Below are 6,758 nucleotides of genomic sequence, written 5' to 3'. Positions count from 1 at the left end.
TGAAAGAGAGATTCCGGTGACAATAGCGAAGGGGAAACACCTGTATCCATTCCGAACACAGAAGTTAAGCCCTTCAGCGCCGATGGTACTAGAGGGGAGACCCTCTGGGAGAGTAGGTCGTCGCCGGAGTTCAATTTTAAAAAGCCTGGCAAATCAAGCCGGGCTTTCTGCTTATGAGATGTTTATAGTATTGAAGATAAAGAAGTGTTGGATGAGGTTTTATCATGGTCAACCATTTTACTGTAATTGGTCTTCATTATTTGGGCTGTATCTTTTAGTGATAAACCTGATCCGTAGACAAGATTGATGATGCTTCTGTTTTATTCTTTGTCTTAAAACCTGACGACAAGGATAATACACTCCTTGTATTTGCTTTTCATTTTAGTTTCTCATCCTACGAATTTCATAATGACTATCTAAAAAATCCTTACCTTGGTTTTTATTCATCTGCACTGAGTAGATGGAACAGCCAATGTCCGGAAGTTTATTTGTATGATTATTCATTTAATGGTTCGAAAGTAGATTTTTGTACACCTACTGAGAGTTGGTGGGATTCCCAAGGATATGGTATGTTTAACCCTGTAGCTGTTACATATATATATATGATACAAATGGTACTCTGATAAATAGTACTACTAAAGCCGATAACTCAACTAAATTGATAAGTTATGCGCAAATATATATAAATCCATATTCTTTAACGCATGATTTACTTAGTGATACGCAAAAAATAGCTGTTTTAGTCCATGAATTGGGGCATGTTATGTGCCTTGGTCATTCTGATGATATTTATTATCCTACAAGTGCAAAATCCATAATGCAAAAACTTATAGATACAATAAATTTCAGTTACCCGCAAACTCATGATAAGAATGATATTGCATCTAAATATTAATAAAAAATTTAAATTGAGAAAGGAGTATCTAGACATGAATAAAAGACTAAAAGTCAGCCTGTTGGTTATTGCAGTAATGCTGGTAGCAGGTACTTTTTATGGTATATATGTGGCTCGAAATAATTATATTGAGAAACTGTTAGCTCAATATCCAACGTATGGAGATCCGCCCTATATGGAACGCGGAATGATCCCGGATGTACAAGTTTTAGTTGAGTATTCGGATGTGGTAATTGTTGGCCAAGTAAATAAAAGTGTAGATAAATACACCGTTACTTTTGAAGGCAATAAAGCGACTCCGGAAGGTGCGCTCGAGGAGAAATCGCGAAGTATGGGTAATGAGCCAAATAGGACTGAATTTATCACAACACAAATAAAGGTACTTGATGTGTTAGCGGGCAGTTTGGAAGGAGAAGAGATACTAATTACCCGCAGCTGTGAATTTGATGGCTATCAACCCGAGTTAATCCCCGGGGAAAAGATGGTATTCTTTTTAAGAAAAGGCTCTGGAGTACACGAGGGAAAGTACCTTCCAGTTGATAATCTATGTGGCTATATTTATATTACCAGTGATGATAAAATTGTACCTGTTGTCAAGGAAGATAAGTATAGGAAATATGTTGGTATAAGCCTGAATAGCTTTAAAAAACAGATTGGCAGTTTTAAAAAATAAATAATTTCGTGAAATCCAAATTGTAGACTTATAGACCCGGCTAAATGCTGGGTTTTTTATTTTGTGCGTCCGAGCATGGCCAGTAACTTGTAATGAAGCATGAAAATTTGTAAATGTTACGCGAATTTTTATATTTTTTGTATCTGTGTTATTTTTGTGTTTGTATTGACATGAAGTTAAAATCTGTTTATAATAAAAACAAAAGGTAAACGGTTTCCTAAATTACAATTTAATAGAAAGATTTAACGAGCATTGTTACCAAAATTTGGGGACTATCCCCTTTTTGAGGTGAAATGTACATGAAAAGGTTGGGGGCAGCCATTATAGGCTGCGGCAGTATACACGGGGTGCATGCAGATGCAATTGAGGCAAGTGAGCTAGGCCGTTTGGTATGTGTGGTCGATATAGACAAACAACGAGCCCAGGCATCTGCAGCAAAATATGATTGCCGATGGTATGTTGATTATCTGGAAGCTCTTAATGATGATGAAGTAGATGTGGTACATATATGTACACCTCATTACTTGCACGCCTCTATGGCCATTGAAGCTGTAAGAGCTGGTAAACACGTCTTGGTTGAGAAGCCGGTTGCCATATCTGTGAGCCAGGCACAGGAAATGGCGCAAGAGAGCAAAAAGCATGGACGCTATATAGGGGTATGCTTTCAAAACCGTTTTAATCCAGAGTCTCAAAAGGCCAAGGAGATCATCGACAGTGGCAAGATCGGGGCTGTTAAGGGAATTAAAGGTGTTGTAACCTGGTTTAGGACTAAGGAGTACTACACTCAAAGCGGGTGGCGAGGAAGGTTTGCCACAGAGGGCGGCGGCGTGCTTATAAACCAGGCTATTCATACCCTTGATCTCATGCAGTGGTTGGGTGGGGGAGTGAAGGCTGTAAAAGGAAATGTCTCTACTTATCTTTTGGGAGATGTGATCGAGGTAGAGGACACTGCTGATGCCATTTTATTTTTCAAAAATGGAGCCCGTGGTATTTTTTATGCCACCAACTGCTACACTACCAATTCTCCTGTGGAAATAGAAATAGACTGTGAGAAGGCCAGGCTGAGGATTTACGATGGCACGCTGGTTATGGAGCAAGGCAAGAGCTATGAGTGTTTAGTTACTGGAAAGACCAGCGAGACAGCATATAAGTCTTATTGGGGCAGAAGCCATGCGATTTTGATAGATGAGTTTTATCGAGCCGTCTTAAGCGGTGATTCCAGGCACATCATCTCTGTTGAAGAGGGTATGGAATCTTTGAAGATAATCGATGGCATTTATAAGTCCTCTTCTACAGGGAATGTAATAAACATTAGTTAAAATTGGGGGGATTTTTTATGAGTAAGCCCAGAGTAGGAGCCCAGCTGTATACCATCAGGCAATTTACCAAGACGCTTGAGGACATTGCGACCAGCATGAAAAAGATAAAGGAAATAGGATATAATGCCGTTCAAGTGTCAGCGTTCGGACCTGTGGACCCGCATAAAGTAAAGGAGATAATGGATGCAGAAGGGTTGACGATTTGTGCTACCCATATAGGATACGACAGATTAAAGAATGATTTGCAGGGAGTAATTGAACAGCATAAGCTTTGGAATTGCAAGTATGTAGGCCTTGGAGCCATGCCGCACGAATATGCCAAAAGCGCAGAAGGGTATGTGAAATTTGCCAAAGAGGCATCCGAAATTGCACGGGTGTTGGCGGACAATGGATTGAGATTTATCTATCATAACCATAACTTCGAATTTATGAAATTTGACGGGGTAACGGGTTTGGAAATCCTTCTCAATGAAACCGACCCTGAAGTATTTGACTTTGAAATCGATACATACTGGGTGCAGGCAGGAGGGGCCAATCCCGTTGACTGGATCAAGAAAGTCAGGGGAAGGATGAAGGTAGTTCATTTCAAAGACATGGGCGTGGACAGCAACAGGCAGCAGATGATGACCGAGGTGGGCGAGGGCAATCTCAACTGGCCCGACATCATTAATGCCTGCGTTGAGATCGGTGTAGAGTGGGCGCTGGTGGAACAGGACGTCTGTCAGAGGGATCCTTTTGAGAGCCTGGCAATAAGCCTGAATAATTTAAAGAAACTGGGGCTCAATCCTTAAATAAAAAAACACTAATGTGGGGAGGAGAGAAGGGTGAGCAAGTTCATACTTTCTGCTTTTGCAGATGAAATCGACCCTGATTTGAAAGTACAAATGGATGTGCTAGAACAGCATGATATAAGATACATAGAAATGAGAGGAGTATATGGCAAAAACCTCGTTCAGTATTCTTTAGAAGAGGTAAAAGAGATAAAGAAACAGCTGGATGACAGGGGATTTAAGATTTCTGCCATAGGTTCGCCTATAGGCAAGATTGGGATACTGGATGATTTTGAACCCCACCTTGAGCTGTTTAAACACACCATTGAAATCGCAAAGATACTGGAAACCGACTATATCAGGATGTTTAGCTTTTATATTCCCAAAGGGGATGACCCTGCAAAATACAGGGATGAGGTTATTCGCAGATGGGAGGAGTTTATAAAAGCAGCTGAGGGGACCGGGCTAACTCTTCTTCATGAAAACGAAAAGGGTATTTATGGAGATACTGCTGAGCGCTGCCTTGACCTGCTGAAAACGCTGGACTGCGATTATGTAAAGCTTACTTTTGATCCAGCCAATTTCGTGCAGTGCGATGTGGAAACTTATCCCCATGCCTTCAATCTTCTAAAAAGTTATATAGCTTACATGCATATCAAGGATGCTCTGTACAGCAACCACAGCGTAGTACCTTCGGGATATGGAGACGGCAAGGTAAAGGAAATACTTACTGAGCTTTATCAAATGGGGTATGAGGGCTTCTTATCCATAGAGCCCCATCTGGGCAACTTTGTAGGGTTTAGCGAGCTGGAGCAGGGGATTGTGGATCCTAACATGCCGGAAGGTGGCCCTAAGCAGTTTGGCATTGCTGCAAATGCTTTGAAGAAGATATTGTCACAAATTGAGAGGAGGGAATGACCTGTGGATAAGGTGAGAATAGGCGTAGTGGGCATAGGGAACATGGGTTCGGCCCATGCCAAGTATCTGGCAGCTGGAGATGTTCCCAATGCAGAGCTCACTGCAGTTTGCGATATAAATCCCAAGAGACTGGAATGGGCCAGAGACAATCTGGGCAAGCATATTAAGCTATTCGAAAATGCGGAGGCCATGTTTGAGTCCAAGGCTGTGGATGCCGTCATCATTGCCACGCCCCACTATGACCATCCGCCCTTGGCCATCAGCGCTTTTAAACGTGGACTGCACGTGCTCATTGAGAAGCCTGCGGGGGTTTATACAAAGCAGGTAAGGGAAATGAACGAGGTGGCCGAGAAGAGCGGCAAGGTTTTTGGCATTATGTACAACCAGCGGACCAATCCCGTCTACCAAAAGCTCAGGGATCTAATAAAATCGGGTGAGCTGGGTGAGATAAAGCGCATCAATTGGATTATCACAAACTGGTATCGTTCGCAGAGCTACTATGATTCGGGTGGCTGGAGGGCCACGTGGGCCGGTGAAGGTGGTGGTGTACTCATAAACCAGTGTCCCCACAATCTTGACCTGTGGCAGTGGATTTGCGGCATGCCGCGCCGCGTACGGGCATTTTGCCACTACGGCAAATATCACGATATTGAGGTTGAAGATGACGTCACGGCTTATATGGAATATGAGAATGGTGCCACGGGCGTGTTTATAACAACTACCGGAGAAGCACCGGGTACCAACCGCTTCGAGATTGCCGGCGATAGAGGAAAGATAGTGGTCGAGGAAGGTAAATTGACCTTCTGGCGCTTGCGGGTTTCAGAGAGACAGTTCAATAGAGAGTACAAAGGTGGGTTTGGTTCACCCGAGTGCTGGAAATGTGAAATCCCTGTGCATGGCGTTGAAACAGCGCACAGGGGAATTACCACCAACTGGGTGAACGCCATATTGAAAGGTACGCCGCTTTTGGCGCCTGGTATAGAAGGGATATATGGCTTGACCATATCAAATGCCATGCATCTGTCTTCGTGGCTGGATGATTGGGTAGAGATTCCCTTTGACGAAGACCTGTTCTATCAAAAGCTCAAAGAAAGGATAGACAGTTCCAAGTTCAAAAAGGATAAAAAAGAAGATAAGGTTTTGGACGTAGAAGGAACGTATTGATATGGCGTACGCGGTTGACCCTCTCACACCAAAGTGGGAGGGTCTGCTGTTAAGTAAGGCCTGTACCTTTAAATTATAACCGAACCATGTCAAGGGCGTTTTACAATCCAACAGGTTTGGATTTCAACGCTCTATAAAATGGAGAGCCTTGTGCAGTTCAGGAAAAGCTTAAAAAATTGTTATGAGGTGAATAAAGATGAAAATTGGTGTATGTACAGGTGTGGAGAATATAAAAAAGATGGAGGATATAGGCTTTGACTATATAGAGCCCTCGGTTGTAAGCATTGCAAAGATGAATGATGAGGAGTTTAATGCCGCAATGAATCTGGTTGACGGCAGCAATATAAAATGTGAAGCGTTCAACGTGTTGTTTCCGGGGAATATCAGGTTGACGGGGTCTGAAGTGGATGAAGGAGGCATCAAAGATTATTTGGAAAGGGCTTTTGCTAGGGTAAGCCGTCTGGGAGCCAAAGTGATTGTATTTGGGAGCGGAGGAGCGCGCAAAATACCTGATGGCTGGAGTAGGGAAGAAGCGTGGAAACAGCTTGTAAGGATTGCGAGGATAGCAGGCGATGTGGCTGCTGAATACGGTTTGACTATTGCTATGGAGCCTTTGAACACTTCCGAAACCAACATTCTCAATTCTGTAGAGGAAGGTTTAAGATTTGTGACGGATGTTGGTCATACCCATGTAAAGTTATTGGCCGATTTTTATCACATGCGGCGGGAGAATGAAGACATGGATGTATTGGTTAAGGCGGGTTCTATTATTGCACATCTACATATAGCCAATAGCAATGGGCGAGTGTGCCCTCTGGATAGGTCTGAGGATGTGTATGATGCTTTCTTCCAAAAGCTAAAGGAAGTTGGATACCAGGGGCGTATAAGCATTGAGGCCGGCATTAAGGATGTTGATAGAGATGCGCCCGTGGGTCTAAATTTGTTGAGAGAGCTGAGTAAATAAGTTTAGTTTTCCGATATGGTTGCCAGCAATTTAAATAGCTAACCTTTTAAACAGT

The 6,758-nt window shown here is 42.8% G+C and carries 6 protein-coding genes and 1 rRNA gene; all 7 read left to right on the top strand.

Going from position 1 to position 6,758, the window contains the following annotated elements:
• Nucleotides 1–12: 12 nt before the first annotated feature.
• The 7 genes from rrf (at nucleotide 13) to KVG29_RS11420 (ending at nucleotide 6,703) form a co-directional block, all read left to right on the top strand.
• Nucleotides 13–129 (top strand): 5S ribosomal RNA (gene rrf / locus KVG29_RS11450).
• Between the two features lie 800 nt (nucleotides 130–929).
• The gene (locus KVG29_RS11445; RefSeq protein WP_252228576.1) at nucleotides 930–1,568 is read left to right on the top strand and encodes a hypothetical protein; all 639 of its coding nucleotides are present in this window, start codon (nucleotides 930–932) and stop codon (nucleotides 1,566–1,568) included.
• A gap of 299 nt (nucleotides 1,569–1,867) precedes the next feature.
• Nucleotides 1,868–2,887 (top strand): Gfo/Idh/MocA family protein, encoded by a 1,020-nt coding sequence (locus KVG29_RS11440; protein WP_252228575.1) that lies wholly within the window; start codon nucleotides 1,868–1,870, stop codon nucleotides 2,885–2,887.
• 17 nt (nucleotides 2,888–2,904) lie between these two features.
• Nucleotides 2,905–3,678: a sugar phosphate isomerase/epimerase family protein gene (locus KVG29_RS11435; RefSeq protein ID WP_252228574.1), complete on the top strand. Its 774-nt coding sequence runs from the start codon at nucleotides 2,905–2,907 to the stop codon at nucleotides 3,676–3,678.
• 33 nt (nucleotides 3,679–3,711) lie between these two features.
• Nucleotides 3,712–4,575, top strand: a complete 864-nt coding sequence (locus KVG29_RS11430) for a sugar phosphate isomerase/epimerase family protein (protein WP_252228573.1) — start codon at nucleotides 3,712–3,714, stop codon at nucleotides 4,573–4,575.
• Between the two features lie 3 nt (nucleotides 4,576–4,578).
• Nucleotides 4,579–5,739 carry a Gfo/Idh/MocA family protein gene (locus KVG29_RS11425; protein WP_252228572.1) on the top strand — a complete coding sequence of 387 codons (1,161 nt, stop codon included), beginning with the start codon at nucleotides 4,579–4,581 and terminating at the stop codon, nucleotides 5,737–5,739.
• A 196-nt stretch (nucleotides 5,740–5,935) separates the two neighbouring features.
• A complete protein-coding gene (locus KVG29_RS11420) occupies nucleotides 5,936–6,703 on the top strand; it encodes a sugar phosphate isomerase/epimerase family protein (protein WP_252228571.1) in 768 nt (255 codons plus the stop codon).
• Nucleotides 6,704–6,758 lie beyond the last annotated feature (55 nt).

Source organism: Caldicoprobacter algeriensis (assembly GCF_023838525.1).
Lineage (GTDB): Bacteria > Bacillota > Clostridia > Caldicoprobacterales > Caldicoprobacteraceae > Caldicoprobacter > Caldicoprobacter algeriensis.
This window is presented reverse-complemented; position numbering and strand designations above follow the sequence as displayed.

Bases quoted from the DNA above. Each gene is read 5' to 3' on its own strand.
- KVG29_RS11445 (WP_252228576.1), top strand. From the start codon at position 930: ATGAATAAAAGACTAAAAGTCAGCCTGTTGGTTATTGCAGTAATGCTG.
- KVG29_RS11440 (WP_252228575.1), top strand. From the start codon at position 1,868: ATGAAAAGGTTGGGGGCAGCCATTATAGGCTGCGGCAGTATACACGGG.
- KVG29_RS11435 (WP_252228574.1), top strand. From the start codon at position 2,905: ATGAGTAAGCCCAGAGTAGGAGCCCAGCTGTATACCATCAGGCAATTT.
- KVG29_RS11420 (WP_252228571.1), top strand. From the start codon at position 5,936: ATGAAAATTGGTGTATGTACAGGTGTGGAGAATATAAAAAAGATGGAG.